This window comes from Spongiivirga sp. MCCC 1A20706 (assembly GCF_046524175.1).
Lineage (GTDB): Bacteria > Bacteroidota > Bacteroidia > Flavobacteriales > Flavobacteriaceae > Spongiivirga.
Window position 1 is genome coordinate 1 of record NZ_JBEFZF010000015.1, and the last position, 3,241, is coordinate 3,241.

General features: G+C 38.2%; 2 protein-coding genes. Both read left to right on the top strand.

What is annotated here, in order from left to right; all coding sequences use genetic code 11:
- Window positions 1–2,882, top strand: a 2,882-nt coding sequence (locus ABN763_RS18940) for a beta strand repeat-containing protein (protein ID WP_410487072.1), incomplete at its 5' end; no start/stop codon positions are given.
- 12 nt (window positions 2,883–2,894) lie between these two features.
- The coding region (locus tag ABN763_RS18945) for a hypothetical protein (RefSeq protein WP_410487073.1) at window positions 2,895–3,241 on the top strand (347 nt) is incomplete at its 3' end.

Here is a 3,241-nt window from a genome sequence, read left to right on the forward strand (position 1 = left end):
TCAGTATTGATCCTAACTCCTTTGGAGATCCAAACAATCCAAATCCAGGAAGCTATACATTCACCTACACCCTAACAGATGCTGAAACTAAATCTAGAAATGTAACTGTTAATCAAAATCCAACATTTAACATAACTGCATCACCAAATACTGGAAACGCCCCTTTAAGTGTTCAGTTTAATATTTCAAACTTAAATCTACAAAATGGCACTGCAGTCGCTTCATATTTATGGGATTTTGGTTTTGGAAGTAATACTTCTAATGAAGAAAACCCATCATTTACTTATGATACAGATAACCCTACTCCTTATACAGTGAGTTTAATCATAACGGATAGTAATGGTTGTGAAAGCATGGCTACAACTACTGTAACTGTCGATCCAGCATTAGAACCATTTATAGGTTTAGGAAGTCTACCCGCAGCTGTAACTATCTGCCAAGGAGACATTTTTAATGATACTGTATTTGCAGAAGATGGCAATGGAAATGCAATTCCTGTCACCACAAGTTCAGATCCAAATCCTTTTGACACTAATATCCCAGAAACATATATCTTGACATATTCAGCTACAGGCGCAAGTAATGTTACCAGAACCGTAGTAGTGAATGCAACCCCTGTCGCTTCTTTTACACCAGATCAATTAACTATTACGGAAGGAGAGACCGTCAATTTCGATGCGTCTGCTTCAACAGCGAGTAGTGCGATTACCTATAATTGGGATTTTGGGGATGGCTCTCCCATCGTACAGACTACAAATTCTATAACTTCACATGAATATAGCAACAATGTAGGTTCACCTTTTACAGTTACCCTATCTATTCAAGATGCCAATGGATGTATTTCCAATAATACTGTAAGTCAAGAAATTACTGTAAATCCAGCAGGTTCTGCTACTGCTACTATCACTCCGGCTCTAACCGCCAGTTATGTCAATCAAGAATTTGATATCACCATTGACATCGATGAAATTAATGGTGGAAATGGTCCCTATACCGCTGGATATAGAAATGCAACTGGTTCTTTTAATTTATCCAATGGCGCGAACATTAACGTGGATACAGATATCGCTGTTGGCAATAATATTACCAATTGGACATTTACAGGAACTGCTGCTTTTGATGCGAGTTTTGAAATTTACGTAAAAAATGGAACTGGCGAAGAAATTGGAAGTAGTATTATTAACGTTGCAGTACAGACTTTTACAATTAACTTAATACCCGATACTGATCCAATTATTGAAACGGTAGGGAATTCAGTCGATTTTACCTTATTTATTGGTGAAGTAAATGGACAAGCTGGAAATGAATACAATGTCACTATAACGACAGACCAGGGAACTGATGGTACAATCAGTTCCGGCGGAAGCAGCGCCACAGGTACATTGACTGTAAACAATCAATCGCCAGGAAGTCCAATAAGCATCTCCTATTCTGGAACAACGGCTGCTAATCATGCTATTTCAGTCTCGGTAGTACCAGTTGCCTTTAACGGTCTTTCAAGAAATGAAAGTAGAAATATCAATTATACTTCAACATCATTCCCTTTTAATTTTAGCGCTAATTCGGCAGATGATTTCTTATTCTTTAACAATGAAACTGATATTAATTTAGACATTACTCACGCAGGCCCTGTAGGGGGTGGACTTCATGAAGTACGATTTACAGGAGATCTTGCAGGCGGACAAATACTTGATCAATCCGGCAACCCTGTTAGCGCTAACACTTGGACTTCTGTTAATAATTCTAATCTAACAGTATGGAAATTTAGAGCAGGCAACTCAACAGGTGTTGCCAATTTTAATCTAGAAGCCCGAAATGCATCAGGAGGGGTAGTTACTGGAAACCCGCAAAATATTCAAATAAATATTATTGACTTTGCTATTACGGTAAATCCTACAACTACTATTACGGAAACAGCAGGTATACAAGTTACCAATCTTAGCATTCGGATAGACCCAACAAACACTTCATTTACTTCAACTTATAACCTGATTATTAATAGCGATCAAGCTGATGGTATATTTAATGCTGGAGACACTCAAATTAATACGTCTGTTAATGGTGGAACAAGTTTTAATTTTAATTATACGGGAACATCTGTAAATCTTCATAATTTAAGTGTATTCGCAACCCCTCTGGGTCAAACCGAGCCGACAAGAACAGCAGCCTTTAGAATTGATTATATAGCTGTTAACCAACCACCTGTAGCCGTAGATGACAGTAATGTAATTGTTCAGCAGAACTCTGGTCAAAATCTAATTCTTGTAGTTGGTAATGATAGTGATCCAGAAAATGATGATTTCAGTATCAATCAAATCTCTTCTAACCCTAATAAAGGAAATGCTACAATTCAAGCTGATGCAATAGATTATATACCAACCATTGGACAATTTGGCAATGATACATTCTCCTATAATCTAATTGATATAAATAATAATGTTTCCAATAACGCAGTAGTATCAGTCTTTATTAACAGGCCTCCAACAGCAAACAATACAACAAGAATAGTAAATAGCCGAACTGCAGGCATTACAATCACCATATCCGCTATCACTAGCGATCCTGACAATCATACTATTATAGCTACGAATGTAGGGTCTAGTTCTAATGGGACTACTAGTATTGGACCTGCACAAACTTCTATTCGTTTTGTTGGAAATGGGGGGTCTTGGTCTTCAACTTCTTTTAGCTATACAGTAGAAGATGGATTTGGAGGAACGGATACGGGAACTATTACCATACAATATGTTGCTCCTGATCCTTGCGATGGAGTGGTCTGCGACCCAGGGGAAACTTGTTTAGGAGGAATTTGTGAGCCAGATTGTTCTTTTGATCCAGTTCCTTGTAAGGGATCTCCTAAGAAAAAGAAAATAGATCGTTAATCCTTAAATACGATGAAAATCTTACAAAACAAACTAGTCCGCTTTGTCTTTTTGTTATTGGCTATTGCCTGTACAAAGGAGGTGACTGATGATCTACTGATCACCTTTAAAGTCTCTGCACCTGCAGAGACACTCAATTGTTTTGTAAACATCGCTCGGCCATTCGAGGTCACCATTCGAGGTATTAATGCAAACACCGCAGGTAGCTACCAGTTTAAATATGCCGTTGATGGCGGTAGCGGATACATCAGCTATCGAGGAGCTATTGTAGAACAAGATAACCTTGTCATGCTTTCAGGAGCTACTAACGAACTACAATTCGTCGGCACTGAAGTAGGGAATGCCTCCTTGATCATCAC